This is a genomic window from Pectobacterium parmentieri (genome assembly GCF_001742145.1).
In the GTDB taxonomy this organism is placed as follows: Bacteria; Pseudomonadota; Gammaproteobacteria; order Enterobacterales; family Enterobacteriaceae; genus Pectobacterium; species Pectobacterium parmentieri.
In genome coordinates this window covers 2,975,337-2,991,928 of record NZ_CP015749.1, presented here as the reverse complement: position 1 = coordinate 2,991,928, position 16,592 = coordinate 2,975,337, and the positions used below count along the sequence as shown (strand labels likewise).

Sequence of the window (16,592 nt, the reverse complement as noted above, 5' to 3'; positions counted from 1 at the left end):
GAAAGGTTATCATTTTTACTGGGAGTGTTAATTTTCTTAGCCATGTACTGGTCCTTCCTTCGCCCTTAATGCGGCTTCCAGTACCTTCTCCGGTGCTGATATTAGGAGATCTTTGGGTTTTTTATTACCCAGCCAACTGTTTGGGGAGCCGAACCAGAGGGCGAGTGACCATGGCGTTTTTGTTTCATTGAACATTTGGATGATTTTCTTTAGCAGTGGTAGCGGTTGTCCACCTATATCCAGCGCATAGGCCGGATATAGGTCTCTGCCTTCCGATGTTATAGCAAAAATCTTCTCTGCTCGTTTCCAGCGATTTGGTAATCCGCTGGGATTTTTCACTCCGGTGCCAGTTCCAGCACGGCGTGAAACCTCTTGGGCCGGTAGCCACTCACTGTCATCTAGGATCGTCTTTTTTAGTTTCTCCAGCCGTTCTGTGTTTGTTATACCAGTGTTCTTTTTCCTGTTCCTAATCGACTCCTTTGCTGTATAACGCGATGCCAATTCGGTTGGTGAGGAGTCAATCAGACCAGTTACTGCCCAAAAAGCTGCTTCGAGTGCTACCTTAAAAACTGCGTCATCAATGGAGGCCGGGCGTTTCAGGACATAGTACCGTTCTGCCTGATTTTTCTTGTCGTTATGGACGTCTGGTACTGAAATAGTGATATCAGCATGCTCACCTTCCGTTTTAAAGTATGAGATGTTGTCTGCAGGGACTGCAATAACTTCAAAATCAGAGCCTTTTTCTCGTGTAATCATGATTTGACTCCTTTTAAATAGCTCAATTAAATATCGAATATATACAATATAGCCATTATATTGATAATACGCCATATCATTGAGTGTACAACCAGCACAAGGCCGGATTAAGCACCGTAAAAATCCTGCCAGGCTTAACTTTCGGTATGCAAGCTTGTATTGACTACATAAAAGGAAAAAGTTTTGTCGCTTATTTTTTAAAACCGACCGTTTGGCTTGTATATTAAATTGGGTCGTATGGCTGAACTGAAATCAGCTCTGTTTGTGCCTTCGATTCGACTCCCCATAACGCGATCTTATTGACAGTGTGGCGAAAATTCAGTTTTAACAAGCAGTAAATACGGTGAATATGTTTATGGTTCCATACATGCCCCTTGCGTAACTTCTGGAACCGCTTCTTAAAGCCATATCGCGGATAGCGCTCAGCCATTTCGGTCAACGCTTGAATTACCGGCCAATCACGCCGAGTATCGGGCTGGTAAATTCAGATGGCCCCTATTATCGTCGTATTGATCATTTCGTTTGATACCCGACAGTATCTCTCTTTTCCGCCAGAAAGCTTTTCTTTCGGGTCATACATTAAGGTGCTCAATAACGCTGAGTTTATTGTCGCTTCCTGGCGTAGTCTGGTTATTGGGGTCATTGTCGGGACGAGCGCTGTGATATCTGGCATTTTGCTCTCGCTGGCGCTTACTCGTTTCCGTTTCCGGGGGCGACAATTGATTACATTTTTGGTTGCCGCGCCGTTTCTGGTTTCGCATATTGTGCTGGCGGTTGGCTTGATGTTGGTATTTGCCCCGCTGGGGCTACTCGATAGTTATGGTGGGATCATTCTGGCTCATTTAGGTATCACCATTCCTTATACTGTCCGCACGATTACCATGAGCCTACTAGCGGTGGATCCTCGTCTGGAAGAAGCGGCGCTGATCCACGGAGCCCGGCCTTTCACCGTATTTCGGCGTATTACGCTGCCGTTGATTCGCCCCGGCCTGATTGCGGGGGCTGTGATCGCTTTTCTTATTTCCTTTGATGAAGCTACGTTATCGTTATTCATTGTTTCAACTCATGCTTCAACGTTACCGACGCAAATTTATCACTATCTTGAATATTTCACGGATCCACAGATTGCCGCGCTGTCTGTCTTGCTGATTTTGATGTCTGGGATTGTGGCCCCCCTTTGCTGCATGCCTTACTGGTTTCATGAATGATGCCTCATCATCCTCTCTGTTGTGCAGTGGGCTCACGTATCATTTGGAAGATTCTCTTGTAGGATAAATTGCAGAATGACTACCATTTTTTAACCTGAAACGGGCGTATAAAAGATCATCTAACTGCCTTTGTTGATAATTCTTGTTATGAAATGCCACTGATTTTCATGGGTTGGTCTTTTATACTGATTGTGTTGTTTTTTATGGTGTAAAAATCTTTTAATTTTCATTAAAAGGAAAGTGATTGCTAAACTATCTCATATTTATTTCTTAATAAAGAAATAATCCCATAAGGTAATCAGGTTGTTTATTCTGACAAAAGTAAAAAATAAAGGGTAAATGGTTTTACTAAATTAAAATAAATAGAGTGTTTGTAACTTGAGTAATTTACTAGCTGACTAAGTATTTCGTTTTTAACGAAATTAAAAGGCGCGAAATATATTCTTTTTCCGCTAATTGAAACTCACTGGTTTATTCTGTTTTTTTGTGGTTTTTTTTACTTAAGTTTTATCTATGTCTTTGTTTTTAATTTGTTTTTTGTTTTAGTTATTCTCTTTACTTGCTCTCCTATATAAGCGTTGACCATGTGTTTGTGTTGTGTGTATGATCCAAACTCAAAATATGAATGTATTTAACTTCCTTCTTGGTGCGAGTCTTTCACACCGATGTAAATCGTAAAGTTACGGTTTTATTATGGTTTTTTTAATTCGATTTTAATTTATTTCATCTCGCTGGTCGAAAAACAAATACGCTATTTGTTTGCCGAATTACTGCCGTGCTTATGGATTATGGTGGGTTTTTGGTAGGAATCGACTTTACTTCTCCGGGCCCGAGTGCCCTTACGTTGGTATAGACACATGGCAAAAGGAACTGATGGTGCATCTGTCGCACCAAAGGAACGTATTAATATCAAATATGTTCCGGCCACTGGTGGTCAGCAGGCGGAAATAGAATTGCCGTTGACGCTGATGATCGTGGGAAATATGAAAGGGCGCACAGAGGAAACGCCGATCGAAGAACGTCAGACCGTATCGATCGATAAGAACAATTTTACCTCCGTGATGAAAGAAGCCAATCTGGAACTGAATTTCAGTGTGCCAAATCGCCTTGAAGAAGAGAGCCAAGACGACCTGCCAGTGAAACTGAGTATTGCTGGCTTGAATGATTTTTCTCCTGACCGCATCGCCCAACAAGTGCCTGAATTACGTAAGTTGCTTGATTTACGTGAAGCATTGGTCGCGCTGAAAGGCCCCCTCGGCAATATTCCCTCATTCCGTAATCGTTTGCAGGATCTGTTGTCCAGCGAAGAAGCCAGAGAGCAGCTTTTGAAAGAGCTCGATCTGGTGAAACCCGCCGAATAATTGATGTTTATTGACGAAATAGGGAAACGAATATGTCAATAGTTGAAGAACAGGTTCAGGCAGGAGCCGCCAGTGCTTCTGGATCGTTGCTTGATGACATCATGGCTCAAGCACGTATCAGCCCGGTTGATGAAGGCTACAGCGTGGCTAAACAGGGCATTGCCGCGCTGGTTGCTAACATTCTTGATAGCGGTAATGCAGCAGAGCCCGTGAATAAAGCGCTGGTCGATAGCATGATCGTCGAACTGGACAAAAAACTTAGCAAGCAGATTGACGTGATTCTGCATGCAAAAGAATTACAGGAACTGGAATCTTCCTGGCGTTCGATGAAACTGCTTATCGATCGCACTGATTTCCGTGAAAACATCAAACTGCTGGTGTTGCATGCGACGAAAGAAGAGCTGTTGGAAGATTTCGAATTCGCCCCTGAAATCTCACAGTCTGGCTTCTATAAGCACGTGTATTCCAGCGGTTACGGCCAGTTCGGCGGTCAGCCTATTGGTGGCGTGATCGGTGACTATGCGCTGACGCAAAGCTCACCGGACATCAAACTGATGCAGTATGTCAGCGCCGTTGGCGCGATGGCGCATGCACCGTTCATCTCTTCCGTTGCACCAACCTTCTTTGGCGTGGATCGCTTCACCGATCTGCCTTCAATCAAAGATCTGAAATCCGTTTTCGAAGGCCCTGCCTACACGAAATGGCGTTCGCTGCGTGAATCTGAAGACGGCCGCTATCTGGGGCTGACGGCACCGCGCTTCCTGGCTCGCTTGCCTTATGATCCGGTAGAAAACCCGATTAAGGGTTTCAACTACAAGGAAGATATCAGCACCGATCACGAACACTATCTGTGGGGCAATACCGCCTATCTGATGGGAACGGCATTGACGGACAGTTTCGCGAAATACCGCTGGTGTCCGAACATTATCGGTCCACAGAGCGGTGGGGCGATTACCGACCTGCCGGTGCATGTTTATGAAGCGATGGGCCAACTTCAGGCCAAGATCCCGACTGAAGTGCTGATCACCGATCGTCGCGAATATGAAATGGCCGAAGAAGGCTTTATCACGCTGACGATGCGTAAAGACAGTGACAATGCCGCCTTCTTCTCCGCTAACTCAGTGCAGAAGCCGAAGGTGTTCCCAAACACCAAGGAAGGCAAAGAAGCGGAAACCAACTACAAGCTGGGTACGCAACTGCCGTACATGTTCATCATCAACCGTCTGGCGCACTACATCAAAGTGCTTCAGCGTGAACAGATTGGCTCATGGAAAGAGCGTCAGGATCTTGAACGTGAGTTGAATACCTGGATTAAACAGTACATCGCCGATCAGGAAAACCCGCCGGCAGATGTCCGTAGCCGTCGTCCTCTGCGTGCTGCACAAATCAAAGTGCTGGATGTGGAAGGAGAACCAGGTTGGTATCAGGTCACTATGTCTGTGCGCCCGCACTTCAAGTACATGGGGGCAAACTTTGAGCTGTCGCTGGTAGGGCGTCTGGATAAGGAATAAGACTTATGCCGTCTCTTTCTGCCTGGGAAAGGGGAAACGCGGCAAGTCTGTTTGATCGTATCCGTGGGGAGGGGCGTCGTTCCTCCCCTGAAACGGACGTTGAAGCACTGATCGAGTCCGTTAAGCGTCAACTGGACAATGTGCTCAACACCCGGCCCGGAAATTGTCGCAGCGCACCTGAGCTTGGCGTGATTGATTTTAATGACGCGACGCAGGGTGGTGCGGATATTCGGGGGAAAATCCGGGAGGCGATCCGGCAGTGTATCTGTCGCTTTGAACCTCGAATTGTTCATGTGGATGTCGACACATCGGACTATTTATCGAATCCGATGGAGATGTCGTTTCAGGTTACCGCTCGGGTCAGGTTGGAAGACCTGGAGCAGGTTGCCTCTTTCAATATCCATATGGATAGCCACCGCCATTACAGAATGATCTGATTATGTCACTGGAACATTTTTTCAGGGATGAGCTGACTTACTTGCGCCTGCAAGGGCGCGAATTCGCCAAGGCGCACCCTGAGCTTACCCGATTTTTGTCAGAACAAACCACGGATCCAGACGTTGAGCGACTGCTGGAAGGGTTCGCCTTTTTGACAGGGAGCCTGCGGGCGAAGATCGAGGATGAATTTCCGGAACTGACACACGGTCTGCTGGGCATGCTCTGGCCTAATTACCTGCGTCCAGTACCGAGCATGACGATGATGCAATTTTCGGTGCATCCCGGCGCGATTGCACAGCCCGCATTTGTTGAGCGCGGTTGTGAACTCGATAGCCTGCCGATTGATGATGTGGTCTGCCATTTTCAGACCTGTCACGATATCTGGATTTATCCGGCGGATATCCGCGAGATTAAGGTACAAAGCGGTAACGATCTTTCCACCATTACGCTGGATATAGGGTTGCATGGCCCGTTATCGCTAAGCGATCTGCAACTCGACAAGCTGCGCTTTTATCTGGGCGGCGATACCTATACGGCCTACGAACTCTATTTCTGGATCGCCAGCCAACTGTCGCATATTGAGCTGGAAGTCGATGGCCAACGCTTCCGTCAAGAGGCCAGCGTGCTGAAGACGGTCGGCTTCGAGCGAGAAGACGCGCTATTACCGTATCCCGGCAATGTCTATTCGGGCTACCGCATCCTGCAGGAATACTTTTGCTTTCCTGAAAGTTTTCTCTTTTTCCAACTTGCTGGCGCGGTATGGCCGGATCTTCCGCTGACGGTAACGGAGTTCCGTCTGCATTTTTGTTTTGATCGTCCGTTGCCAGCGGAGCTGAAGATCCGTCCTGATTCATTCATGCTCAACTGCGTGCCTGCAATCAATCTCTTCCGACACGATAGCGAGCCGATCAACCTTAGCGGACGCCAGACGGATTACCCGCTGAAGGCCAGTTACCGTAACGCCGATAGCTTTGAAATCTTCTCTGTGGATAAGGTTGAGGGGTGGGTTGAAGGCAATTCAGGTCGTGCTCGGGGTATCCCACGCACGTATCAGCCCTTTGAGAGCTTTCAGCACCAAATCGAGCGAGCTAAAGGGCGATTGGCGCTCTATTACCGTATTCGGATAAGAGAAGCGGTGAACGGCAATGGTTTTGAACACATGCTCTCTTTTGTGCGGGGCGATGAGCGGGAAGTCATTGATTTGGATGAATCCATCTCGGTGACTCTGACCTGTACCAATCGGTCGCGTGCGGCACAACTGCCCGTTGGGGCGATTTGTGTACCAGCCGGTAACTCACCGTCTTTCGCGACGTTTCGTAATTTGTTACGGCCAACGCGGCCACTGCGGCCTGCGATGGATGGCAGCCTGCATTGGACGCTGATCTCCAACCTGTCGCTGAACTATGTGTCGCTGCTGCGGCGTGATGCGTTGGTACAGATCCTACGTACCTACGATTTCCCAGCGCTGCACGACAAGCAGGCGGAACAAGCCTCGCGTAAGCGTCTGGCGGGTATCGAGTCTATCGAAACCACGCCTATCGATCGCCTGGTTCAGGGGATGCCGGTTCGTGGCTTGAAATCAATCCTGTCTGTACGGCAATCCGCGTTTTCCAGTGAAGGAGAACTGTACCTGTTTAGCACGGTGCTGGCGCACTTTTTCTCGCTATACGCCAGCGTCAACGCTTTCCACCTGTTGGAAGTGGTCAACATCGATAACAAGGAGCGCTACCGATGGCCGGTACAGATAGGTCAACACTCAATGATGTAACGTTCCGTCAGGATGTCTCACGCTTCAATTTTTTCCAACTGGTGGAATTACTCAACCAGTTGGAAGGCGTGGATCTGGAACAAGAGCTGGATTTTCGCCCTGAACAGGAACGTCTGCGTTTTCGCTCCACGGCCTCCATCGGTTTTCACCCCAGCGATATCTTGCGGGTGGGGTGTGATGAAGAGGGCCGTCAGGAATTGGAAGTCGCGTTCCTGGGCCTGCACGGTAGTCAGTCGCCGATGCCCGGCTATTACCTCGAAGAACTGGCCTGGGAATACGCGCAGGGCGAACAGAAGCTGGGCGTGTTTCTCGATTTCTTTCATCATCGCTTACTCACGCTGTTGCACCGCGCATGGCGGAAATATCGCTATCACGTCCGCTTTCAGAATGAGGGGGAGGATGGATTCTCCCGTCTGATGTTTGCGCTCGTGGGCTTGGGCAATGATGCCGTGCGCGACAGTCTGCCGGTTAACCGCGCCAAGATGCTTTCCTACGCTGGGGTGTTGGCAAGCCCCAGCCGTTCCCCTGAAGTGGTCGCCGGGTTAGTTATTCACTGTTTTGACCTGGATGATGTTGCCGTCTTGGCCTGGCAGCACCGCCGCGTTCCCATTCATGAAGGGCAGCAGAACCGGCTGGGAAAAGGAAACATGATGCTGGGCGGTGATTTTGTCATCGGTGACAAAGTGAATGATTGTGCCGGCAAGTTCTTGCTCAAGATCGGCAATCTCAGTTTTAGCCGCTTTCTCAGCTTTCTGCCCAACGGTGAACATTTTCAGCCGCTGGTGCGTTTTGTCTCTTTCATTCTTCGCGATCAGTTGGCTTGGGATCTCCGTCTTGGTTTCGCAGAAGATGAAGCTAAGGGCTTAAGTCTGGGCAGCGAGCAAAGCAGCCGTTTGGGGTGGAGCAGCTTTCTCGGGCAGCCGCCAGCGGATCCCTATGTGACGATTTGTGTGCAGGAGTAAATGTGAACGTAACCCATCCACTCACGTTGGTTGTGCTCAACAGTGAGCAGCTCGATATCAATTCTCAGGTGCAGCATCAGTTTGATCACCTCGGTGGCACGCTGGGTGCATCGGAAAAAGATCAGTGGCAGCTACGCGATCGATTGGGATCGGTGTTACCCGCGCATGCACGTATCGAAATGACCGATGGTTATTTCAGTCTATGCGATCTGAGCGGGCAGTCTTTTATTAACGGTTCGCTGTCGCCGATTGGGCGGGATCGCAACGTCATTTTGTCGCACGGCGATGAATTGGTGATTGGGCCTTTTCGGCTGGGCGTTTACATCGGCGATCCCACGACGGAACAGGATATCGATCAGGTGTTAGGGCTGCGCACGGACGATGTGTTAGGCGGCTGGTTAAGTGAAAAGAAAAAAGGGCGAACGGCAGAGAGTGCAGATACTGCGGCCGTGATGAATGACCCGCTGTGGGCGCTACAGAAAGAACAGAGCCAGCCACTATTGCCATCAGACAGTGAGAGAGGCGGAGAATCGCTCACGACCTCTCTTTCTTCTTTTTCTGCTGTTGAGGACACCATGGATCAGAAATTTGTCGAATTACCGAGCATCAATACCCCCTACGCGGGAGAAGGGCTGGAAGGGTACAGCGACGGCACTTCGCTGGCTCCGTTGATGCGTGGCCTGGGGCTGTCGCTTCAGCCGGGTGATGATGCTCGCCTGCGTGAAATGCTGGAAGAAATGGGGAAAAGCCTGCGTGCGATGGTTGAAGGGCTGCTGACATTGCAGACGGAACAGGCCGCACTGGCGGACACGCATTTACGCCCGATTGAAGATAACCCGCTGCGTCTGGGGCTGGGCTATGCGGATACGCTGTCGGTGCTGTTTGCCGAAGGGAAAAGCCCGGTTCACCTGTCTGCACCTGCTGCGGTGGAAGAAGTGTTGAACAATGTGCGGGTGCATCACATCGCGAATCAGCAAGCGATTGCTGCGGCGTTGGAAAATATTCTTCAGGCCTTTTCGCCAGACGCGCTGCTCAGCCGCTTTGAGCATTATCGCCGTAGTGGTGAACCACTGGCGGCGGATGACGGCTGGGCATGGCAAATGTATCAGCACTACTACCGAGAATTGACGTCGCCACGCCAGCAAGGTTTCCAGAAACTGTTCCATCAGGTGTATGCGCAGGCGTATGACCGTGCCGTGCGCCAACAGCAGGAGCAAAAATGATGCTGCGGGCATTTTGCTTATGTTCGCTGATGGTCGTGCTGTCGGGGTGTTCCACGCTGAGCAAAATGGCGCAGGTCGCGGCGAATCCTGATATCCAGGTGGGCAGCAACAATCATCAGCCTTCTACCGTGGGTTTTAGCCTGCTGGCGGAACCGGACGTTAACCCGAATGAAAGTGGTGAAGCTGCACCTATCGAATTCCAACTGGTCCTGCTGGCGGAAGATTCTCGCCTGTTAGCCACGGATTATGATCAGATCACGACGGATATCGAAAAGGCGCTGGCCAAGAATTACCTCAGTCATCAGGACTACACGCTGTTGCCGGGGCAGTTCAAATACCTGCCGCCAGAAGCGTTGGATGAAAAGGTGCACTACCTCGGCGTGGTCGCTCGCTATGCGGATTCGGAAAGTGCGGAATGGCGCAAGGTGATCAAGCTAAAAAATGTCGGGCAAACGTATCAGATCCTCGTGCACCTGCGCCGGGATGAAGTCGAAATCAAAAAAGACCAAGAAGAAGAATAATTATGTCGAGTCGCAATCGCATTATCTGGCGGGAAGGTTTGTTCATTAAACCGCAGCATTTTCAACAGCAGCAAAGACATACCGATTACGCATTGCATGCGCGTCTCAGCGCACTGAGTGATTATTTTTATGGCTTGCAATCGCTGGAGATTAATGAGGAATACCTCAATTTTGGCCGCATCGCACTGGTTAATGCCAGCGGGGTGATGCCTGATGGCACTGTGTTCAATATTCCGGGCGATGACGCCTTGCCGCTGCCGTTGGAGATCACCGACGTCGCGCTGGCAAACCAGAAAGTGTATCTGGCACTACCGCTGGCGGTAAATGGCGTCAGCGAAGTGGGCCAACCGGGACAGGGGATCGCCAGCCGTTTGCAATCACACCGGCATGATGTGCGCGATCTGCATAGCGACGGCGGCGATATCGTTTCTCTGGAGGTCGGCAAGGTTAGTCTGCGGTTGATGCTCGATCGTGACGATCGCAGCGCCTATGCCTCGCTGGCGATTGCCAACATTCTGGATAAACGCCCTGACGGCGGCTTGATCCTGGATCCTAATTTTATGCCATGCAGCATCAGCGTTACGGCGATCCCTGCCTTAAAACGCTTCCTGGGGGAATCTGCCGGTCTGGTTGCCGAACGTGCGCGCAGTCTGGCACAGCGTATTGCCGCACCGGGGCAACAGGGCGTGGCGGACGTAGCGGAATTCATGATGCTGCAATTGCTTAACCGCGCCCAGCCCAGATTGTCGCATCTGGCCCGCCTTGGCACGCTACACCCCGAGCGCCTGCACGAGGCGTTAGTCGAGCTGTGTGGTGAACTGATGACGTTTACCGATGAGTCGCGCCTGCCGCCTGAATTCCCGGCCTATCGTCATGAACATCAGCAGGCCAGCTTTGAGCCGCTGATGATGGCGCTGCGTCAAGCCCTGAGCACCGTACTGTCACCGCGTGCCGTTTCCATCCAACTGAAGAAACAGCCGTATGGTGTGATGGTGGCGATGGTCGGCGATGCGGAATTGATGGCCAGCGCCGAGTTTGTACTGGCGGTGCGTGCGCGTATGCCACAGGAGCATCTGCGTAAACAACTGCTGCAACAAACGAAGATTGCCTCCAGCGAGAAGATCCGCGAACTGATCAGCCTACAACTGCCTGGCATTCCACTGCTGCCGCTGCCGGTTGCACCGCGTCAACTGCCTTATCACGCGGGTTACAGCTATTTCCAACTGGATAGGCAAAGCCCCGCCTGGCAGGTGCTGGTATCTGGCAATACGTTGGCGTTCCACATTGCTGGCGAGTTCCCGGAACTGGATATGCAGCTTTGGGCCATCCGCGGTCAGTAGTCAGGAGAGAAAGAGATGAGCATCGAGGTTATTAAGAACGATCAACTGGGCGATCTGCTTTTTGACCACGCCCGACAGTTGGATATGGATTCCGACTACTGGTTCCGCCTGCGTGGACAAAGCATTAATCCGATGATTGATGCCGTTACGCCGCTATTGGGCATGGTGGAGCGGGTACGCCAGCTCTCTGCCTATGAGGGCGTGGAGGATCTCTATCAGCGCGTGGTATCTGAAGTTCAGGCTATCGAACAGGAATTGCACTCTCATAGCTATGAGAACGGTGTGATCCTGTCTTTCCGCTACATCCTCTGCACGTTTATTGATGAAGCCGTGATGGGGCGGGAGTGGGGTGGACAAAGCATGTGGTCGGCACACTCCCTGCTGACTCGTTTTCATAATGAGACCTGGGGGGGCGAAAAGGTTTTCGTCCTGCTAGAGAAGCTGTTGGACGATCCTACCCGCTATCGCGACATTCTGGAGTTTATCTACCTCTGCCTTTGTCTGGGCTTTGAAGGGCGCTATCGGGTGATGACTCAAGGGCGTGAAGAGCTGGATCGCGTTGTGAGTAAGCTACATGACACCCTGCGCCCTGAGCCTACGAATGCGCCAACGGTATTCCACCTGAATCTGGGGCAGCAGGCCTCGCGCTACCAACTGCGTAGGCAGGTGTCATTGCGCACGTTGTTTATCGGCGTGTGTGTAGCCTTGGTGGCCGCATTCGGCCTGTACCGTTACCAGCTTACTCATCAAACCCAGGACGTACTGCGTCAACTGGGAGAATTATTACAATAACAGGAGCTACACCGTGATTCGAATTGAACTGCCGACACTGGTTGAACGACTCAACCCCGTGTGCCGTCATATGCTGGAAGAAGCGGCGGCACTCTGTATTCAGCATCAGGGTGCGGAAATCCGTATTGAGCACTTGTTGATGAAAATGCTGGAAACGCCGCTGTGTGATGTGCGGCAGATCCTCAAGCGTGCGGGCGTTGATGCGGATGAGTTGTCTTCGCTGCTGTTGCCTTCCTCCGTGGATAAAGAATTTGACGCGGGCTATCCCTCATTCTCCCCTCTGTTGGTGGAGTGGTTACAGGATAGCTGGCTGCTGGCCTCGGCTGAGTTTCAGCACGTGCGTCTGCGCAGCGGCATATTGTTGCTGGTCTTGCTGCTGACGCCCAATCGCTATGTGGCAGGCGCGGTATCCCGCCCGCTGGCGCAGATTAACCGTGAACTTTTACGCCAGCAGTTTGATGAGTGGGTGAAAGATTCGGTGGAAACGGACGTCGCGGTGCAGTCCGCCACGGCCGAACAGGCAGCCGCGGCGAACACGCAGCTCTCGCGCTATACGCAAAATGTGACGGAATCCGCTCGACAAGGGCAGTTGGACCCGGTGTTGTGCCGCGACCATGAAATCGATCTGATGATCGATATTCTCTCCCGTCGTCGTAAAAACAACCCGATTGTCGTGGGGGAAGCGGGTGTTGGTAAAAGTGCGCTGATCGAAGGGCTGGCGCTGCGTATTGTGGCGGGTGCCGTGCCGGAAAGATTACGAGATGTAGAACTGCTTACGCTCGATTTGGGGGCGATGCAGGCGGGTGCGTCAGTTAAAGGCGAATTTGAGAAACGCTTCAAAGGTGTGATGCAGGAAGTGAAGGATGCGCCACGCCCGATCATTCTATTTATTGATGAAGCGCATACGCTAATCGGGGCAGGCAATCAGGCCGGTGGGCTGGATGTGTCCAATCTGCTTAAGCCTGCGCTGGCGCGCGGTGAGTTGCGTACCATCGCGGCAACCACCTGGAGCGAATACAAAAAATATGTCGAGAAGGACGCTGCGCTTTCCCGTCGCTTCCAGCTCGTCAAAGTCGGTGAACCGAACGCGGAAGAAGCCACGGTGATCCTGCGTGGGCTGCGCGGTATCTATGAAAAAGCACATGGCGTCCTGATTGATGAAGATGCGCTTCAGGCGGCGGCGCAACTGTCGGCGCGCTATATCTCTGGTCGCCAACTCCCCGATAAAGCGATTGACGTGCTGGATACCGCGAGTGCGCGCGTAGCCATTAACCTGACGACACCACCGCGTGCCGTCAGCCAACTACAGACCCGTCTACGCCAGCAGGAAATGGAAATCACCCAGCTTGAGCGGCAGGCGCGCATCGGTCTGGGCAATACCGAAGACCGCTTAGTGGAACTGCGTAATGCTCGCGAAGCCGGCGCGGCACAGTTGGTACAGTTAGAAGCCGATTGGCAGCAGCAGAAAACGCAGGTTCAGCGCGTGATTGAACTGCGCACGGCGTTGCTGGATGAAGATCAAGCCGTCGATTTCGATGCTGTGTCGGCTGCGGCGGAACTGGCGGACTGCGAACAGGCGCTGGAAGCGTTGCAACAATCCTCCGTGCTGGTCTCTCCTCACGTTGATAAAACACAGATTGCTGCCGTGATAGCCGAGTGGACGGGCGTGCCGCTTAACCGAATCTCGCAGGGTGAAATGGATATCGTCACGCGCCTGCCTGAATTCCTGGGTGAAACGATTAAAGGACAGCAGTTGGCGATTGCTCAATTGCATAAACATTTGCTGACCGCGCGTGCGGATCTTCGTCGTCCTGGGCGTCCGTTGGGGGCTTTCCTGCTGGTGGGGCCGAGCGGCGTGGGTAAAACGGAAACCGTGGTCCAGATTGCCGACCTGATGTTTGGCGGACGTAACTATCTGACCACCATCAATATGTCGGAATATCAGGAGAAACATACCGTTTCACGCCTGATCGGTTCGCCGCCGGGCTACGTCGGGTTTGGTGAGGGGGGCGTATTGACCGAAGCGATCCGCCAGAAACCGTATTCCGTGGTACTGCTGGATGAAGTGGAAAAAGCACACCCGGATGTCCTGAATCTGTTCTATCAGGCCTTTGATAAAGGTGAACTGGCCGACGGTGAAGGCCGGGTCATCGACTGCCGCAATGTGGTGTTTTTCCTGACGTCCAATCTCGGGTTCCAGACGATCGTGAACTACGCCGAGCAGTCGGATGTGTTGCTGGATGCGCTCTATCCTGAGCTGGCGGCTTTCTTTAAACCTGCACTATTGGCGCGTATGGAAGTCATCCCTTATCTGCCGCTGGCGCATGCCACCATGGTCGAGATCGTACAGGGTAAATTGTCGCGTCTGGTTTCTCTGCTGCAACAGCGCTTTAGTGCTGAGGTCATCATTGAGGATGAGGTGCCGGAAGAAATTCTCCGGTTGGCAAACCGCAGCGAAAACGGGGCGCGTATGCTGGAGTCAGTGATTGATGGGGCATTGCTGCCACCGGTATCACTACAACTGCTGCAACGACTGTCTGCGGGGGAACCCGTCAGCCGTATTCATTTCCGCGTCGAAGCCGGCCAGTTCCAGACCGAGGTGGAGGGCTGACTATGCAACATGCCCTCAAACTGGCGCTTGCGCTCACCCAACAGCATGATGAAGCCAGTCTGTGCGGCTGGCTGCTGGAGGCGATGCAGGCCGCCTGGCAACCGCAAGGGATGCTACTGGGTATGGTGGATGTCAGCGGCAGGCAACTGATCTGCCAGGGGCGGGTGCATGAAACGCCAGTGGCGCTGAGTCTGGGGGTGGATGACTTTAGCCACCCTCTGGCTTATGCGCTGCATAAAAATCAGGCGCGCACCTGGGATTCACTCTATGGCGGTGCCCGCATTGAGCACCGTGAGTTTCAGCAGATGCTGATCTCTGTCGGGGCGAGTTGCGGGCTTCACGCGCTGCCGCTGCTGTCGGATGGCGGTAAGCCGCTGGCAGTGCTGGCGCTGTTGGATACGCCGGCGCGCCTGCAAACGCTGCATCAGCAGGGAGAATGCGAACAACTGACGCAGGTGTTTTGTCGTCAACTGATGCTGCTGCGTGAGCTGGCGCATACCCGGCGGGAACAGGTCGCGCTGAGAGATTCGCTCCGCCAGATTAAGGATGAAGGGCAGAGCCGTCGCGAGCAGGAAAAACGGGTGGAAACCACGTTGGTGGGGCAGTCTGCCGTGATGAAAGCGCTACATCAGCAGATTTATCAGGCGGCAAAACACCGTCTTTCGGTGCTGATTCAGGGCGAAACCGGTTCAGGGAAAGAAGTGGTGGCGCGACTGCTGCATCAGTGTTCTGAACGTGCCGACAAGCCCTTTATTGCCATCAACTGTGCCGCAATCCCCGAAAATCTGATTGAGAGCGAGCTGTTTGGCTATCAAAAAGGGGCGTTCTCCGGCGCGCAAAGCAACAAAGTAGGTCTGGTAGAACAGGCTAATGGTGGAACCCTGTTTTTGGATGAGGTCGGCGATATGCCGCAGGCCATGCAGGCCAAGCTGTTAAGGGTATTGGAGACGCATAGCTTCCGTTCCCTCGGTGCGGATAAAGAGGTTCATTCTGACTTCCGTTTGATCGCCGCGACGCATCAGCCGCTGGAACAACAGGTGTCTGACGGGGTGTTTCGGCAGGATCTCTACCATCGCCTCTGCCAGTGTCTATTGCAGCTCGCGCCGCTGCGTGAGCGGCCGGACGATATTCGCCTGCTGTGCGAACACTTTATCGATCAATTTGCGGACGAACGACAAAAGCACGTTGGGCCGTTAAGCCGTACTTTCCTTCGCCAATTAATGGGATATGACTTTCCCGGCAATGTACGGGAACTGCGCAACCTGCTGGAGGTCGTCTGCGCGAATACGCCGGACGGCGATGTGCTGTCTCTGACATCGTTGTCCCCCGAACTACGTGAGCGGCTGATGAGCAGTTCGGTGGAGGAACAGGATTGCTATCAGCACATTCACGATTTACGTATCGCCACACAACGGTATGAAGCGGCTGTGATTGAAGCACGTCTGCGCCAGTTTCAGGGCAACCGCCTGCTGGTGGCCGATAGCCTCAATATCCCTAAACGTACTCTTGACCACAAATGCCAGAAGCTGGAGGTAAATTGATGTTTCTGACGATGGCACCCCTACTGTTGGCAACCGCTGCGACGCCCGATCCTGCCTGGCAGTCGTTATGGGAACAGTGCCGTAATGAGACGGCTTCAGAGATCCGTCTGGCGTGCTATGACGCTCTGGGCCGGGAAGCTCAACGCACCGGCACCCTATCCCCACAGGATGATAAAATGGCCGCTGGCGGGGCATTTCAACTGGGACGTGAAGTAGATAGCGGTGATATGACGCTAACCCGTGTGCTCGCCGATGGTAATACGCTAGTGATTAGCTGTGCCAGCAATATCACGCACTTGCGTTTAACACTGAGTCAACCTTGGGCGGGGGAGTCTGTCACGTCGCAGCTTGATGGCGTGACGGTTTCCGACAGTTGGTTTATCCGCAATCGCGGGCTGCTGCTGGAATCCGGGCGCGGTCTGGTGGCGATTGATGCGCTAAAGCGTTGGATTGGGCATCGTGAACTGGTGCTTAACGGCGCGGACGGTCACTCGCTGCGTATTGAACTCGCTGGGCTGGGTGAAGCATTAGCGCCGCTGCGTCAGCAGTGTCACTGGTAA

14 protein-coding genes and 1 pseudogene are annotated in these 16,592 nt (G+C 52.5%); 13 read left to right on the top strand and 2 right to left on the bottom strand.

What is annotated here, in order from left to right:
- Positions 1-36: 36 nt before the first annotated feature.
- A complete protein-coding gene (locus A8F97_RS13610) occupies positions 37-756 on the bottom strand; it encodes a hypothetical protein (protein WP_012822783.1) in 720 nt (239 codons plus the stop codon).
- A 310-nt stretch (positions 757-1,066) separates the two neighbouring features.
- Positions 1,067-1,237, bottom strand: a pseudogene (locus A8F97_RS24140) (IS3 family transposase); the annotation flags it as partial.
- 7 nt (positions 1,238-1,244) lie between these two features.
- Between A8F97_RS24140 and A8F97_RS13605 the strand changes: the two are divergent.
- The 13 genes from A8F97_RS13605 (at position 1,245) to vasI (ending at position 16,592) form a co-directional block, all read left to right on the top strand.
- Positions 1,245-1,964, top strand: a complete 720-nt coding sequence (locus tag A8F97_RS13605; protein WP_033070987.1) for an ABC transporter permease — start codon at positions 1,245-1,247, stop codon at positions 1,962-1,964.
- Positions 1,965-2,821: 857 nt separating this feature from the next.
- Positions 2,822-3,325 (top strand): type VI secretion system contractile sheath small subunit, encoded by a 504-nt coding sequence (tssB, locus tag A8F97_RS13600; RefSeq protein ID WP_005972057.1) that lies wholly within the window; start codon positions 2,822-2,824, stop codon positions 3,323-3,325.
- Between the two features lie 32 nt (positions 3,326-3,357).
- Positions 3,358-4,836 (top strand): type VI secretion system contractile sheath large subunit, encoded by a 1,479-nt coding sequence (gene tssC, locus A8F97_RS13595; RefSeq protein WP_012822784.1) that lies wholly within the window; start codon positions 3,358-3,360, stop codon positions 4,834-4,836.
- A 5-nt stretch (positions 4,837-4,841) separates the two neighbouring features.
- Complete coding sequence (gene tssE / locus A8F97_RS13590) at positions 4,842-5,273, top strand: type VI secretion system baseplate subunit TssE (RefSeq protein WP_014698861.1); 432 nt, start codon at positions 4,842-4,844, stop codon at positions 5,271-5,273.
- A gap of 2 nt (positions 5,274-5,275) precedes the next feature.
- Positions 5,276-7,042, top strand: coding sequence for a type VI secretion system baseplate subunit TssF (gene tssF, locus A8F97_RS13585; protein ID WP_005972062.1), 1,767 nt, complete (start codon positions 5,276-5,278; stop codon positions 7,040-7,042).
- Positions 7,006-8,004: a type VI secretion system baseplate subunit TssG gene (gene tssG / locus A8F97_RS13580; RefSeq protein ID WP_012822786.1), complete on the top strand. Its 999-nt coding sequence runs from the start codon at positions 7,006-7,008 to the stop codon at positions 8,002-8,004. Before tssF ends, tssG begins: the two co-directional genes overlap by 37 nt.
- Before the next feature lie 2 nt (positions 8,005-8,006).
- Positions 8,007-9,227, top strand: a complete 1,221-nt coding sequence (gene tagH / locus A8F97_RS13575) for a type VI secretion system-associated FHA domain protein TagH (protein WP_012822787.1) — start codon at positions 8,007-8,009, stop codon at positions 9,225-9,227.
- Entirely contained in the window at positions 9,227-9,748 is a 522-nt protein-coding gene (tssJ, locus tag A8F97_RS13570; RefSeq protein WP_025919901.1) for a type VI secretion system lipoprotein TssJ, read from the top strand. Before tagH ends, tssJ begins: the two co-directional genes overlap by 1 nt.
- A 2-nt stretch (positions 9,749-9,750) precedes the next feature.
- Positions 9,751-11,088 carry a type VI secretion system baseplate subunit TssK gene (gene tssK / locus A8F97_RS13565; RefSeq protein WP_005972068.1) on the top strand — a complete coding sequence of 446 codons (1,338 nt, stop codon included), beginning with the start codon at positions 9,751-9,753 and terminating at the stop codon, positions 11,086-11,088.
- A 15-nt stretch (positions 11,089-11,103) separates the two neighbouring features.
- Positions 11,104-11,880, top strand: coding sequence for a type IVB secretion system protein IcmH/DotU (gene icmH, locus A8F97_RS13560; protein WP_005972070.1), 777 nt, complete (start codon positions 11,104-11,106; stop codon positions 11,878-11,880).
- 13 nt (positions 11,881-11,893) lie between these two features.
- Complete coding sequence (tssH, locus tag A8F97_RS13555) at positions 11,894-14,491, top strand: type VI secretion system ATPase TssH (RefSeq protein WP_012822789.1); 2,598 nt, start codon at positions 11,894-11,896, stop codon at positions 14,489-14,491.
- A 2-nt stretch (positions 14,492-14,493) separates the two neighbouring features.
- Positions 14,494-16,032: a sigma-54 interaction domain-containing protein gene (locus A8F97_RS13550; protein ID WP_012822790.1), complete on the top strand. Its 1,539-nt coding sequence runs from the start codon at positions 14,494-14,496 to the stop codon at positions 16,030-16,032.
- On the top strand, positions 16,032-16,592 hold the full coding sequence (vasI, locus tag A8F97_RS13545; RefSeq protein ID WP_033070988.1) for a type VI secretion system-associated protein VasI: 561 nt from the start codon (positions 16,032-16,034) through the stop codon (positions 16,590-16,592). Before A8F97_RS13550 ends, vasI begins: the two co-directional genes overlap by 1 nt.

What these genes read in the sequence shown, in the direction of transcription:
- tssE (WP_014698861.1), top strand. Translation starts at nt 4,842, where the DNA reads ATGCCGTCTCTTTCTGCCTGGGAAAGGGGAAACGCGGCAAGTCTGTTT.
- tssG (WP_012822786.1), top strand. Translation starts at nt 7,006, where the DNA reads ATGGCCGGTACAGATAGGTCAACACTCAATGATGTAACGTTCCGTCAG.
- vasI (WP_033070988.1), top strand. Translation starts at nt 16,032, where the DNA reads ATGTTTCTGACGATGGCACCCCTACTGTTGGCAACCGCTGCGACGCCC.
- icmH (WP_005972070.1), top strand. Translation starts at nt 11,104, where the DNA reads ATGAGCATCGAGGTTATTAAGAACGATCAACTGGGCGATCTGCTTTTT.
- tssK (WP_005972068.1), top strand. Translation starts at nt 9,751, where the DNA reads ATGTCGAGTCGCAATCGCATTATCTGGCGGGAAGGTTTGTTCATTAAA.
- A8F97_RS13550 (WP_012822790.1), top strand. Translation starts at nt 14,494, where the DNA reads ATGCAACATGCCCTCAAACTGGCGCTTGCGCTCACCCAACAGCATGAT.
- tssC (WP_012822784.1), top strand. Translation starts at nt 3,358, where the DNA reads ATGTCAATAGTTGAAGAACAGGTTCAGGCAGGAGCCGCCAGTGCTTCT.
- A8F97_RS13605 (WP_033070987.1), top strand. Translation starts at nt 1,245, where the DNA reads ATGGCCCCTATTATCGTCGTATTGATCATTTCGTTTGATACCCGACAG.
- tssB (WP_005972057.1), top strand. Translation starts at nt 2,822, where the DNA reads ATGGCAAAAGGAACTGATGGTGCATCTGTCGCACCAAAGGAACGTATT.
- A8F97_RS13610 (WP_012822783.1), bottom strand. Translation starts at nt 756, where the DNA reads ATGATTACACGAGAAAAAGGCTCTGATTTTGAAGTTATTGCAGTCCCT.
- tssF (WP_005972062.1), top strand. Translation starts at nt 5,276, where the DNA reads ATGTCACTGGAACATTTTTTCAGGGATGAGCTGACTTACTTGCGCCTG.
- tssJ (WP_025919901.1), top strand. Translation starts at nt 9,227, where the DNA reads ATGCTGCGGGCATTTTGCTTATGTTCGCTGATGGTCGTGCTGTCGGGG.